Below are 631 nucleotides of genomic sequence, written 5' to 3' on the forward strand. Positions count from 1 at the left end.
GTGCATTCCTCGCTTCTTCATCCGATATGTAATGTGACGCTGGTTCGATTCCATTGCTCCTAAGCTTCTCGCATTTTCTGGCGGGTTATCGACGCACTCTCTCCAGTCTATGACATGCTCTTTTAAAGCTTTTCGTATTTCGGCCTTATATTCACTTTTCGCAGCTCCAAGTGCGCGATTTAGCCCTTGAAACACATGGTAAGCGTCGAGTTGATTGATCACTGGATATTCCGATTGCGAGAAGGCTTCCTGGAACTTTTCAGCTGTGTATCCGGCACCACCGTCGCTGTTGGTTACCACTTGCGTCTTTTCCAAAGAATAATGATGGGCAGTTAGTGCTTGAACTTCATTCCAAAAATTCACCGTCGGTCGGGTTGTCATAATCGCGATTGGGTTACGCAAAGAAACACGTTTGCCATTCGTATCCCAGCCTTCGTAAAGAATGGCATGGCTTACCTCATGACTTTTCTTCTTTTCTGTCCCCCGTACAAAGACGCCATCAGCTTCAGCGTAGAGGCAGTCTACTTTCTTTCCCTCTGGCAATTCAGCCGAATCTTCTAACTCGGTGACCATCTCCTTGTCCGCCTTGGCCTGTGCTTCTCCGACTTTCCTCACAATCGATCCAACCGTT

General features: G+C 47.5%; 1 protein-coding gene. It reads right to left on the minus strand.

Annotated features, from left to right (window positions below):
* The coding region (locus tag IEV18_RS17115) for a UPF0236 family transposase-like protein (protein WP_229733713.1) at nucleotides 1–631 on the minus strand (631 nt) is incomplete at both ends.

It is taken from the genome of Compostibacillus humi (genome assembly GCF_014637175.1).
GTDB classification, from domain to species: Bacteria; Bacillota; Bacilli; order Bacillales; family Amphibacillaceae; genus Oceanobacillus; species Oceanobacillus humi.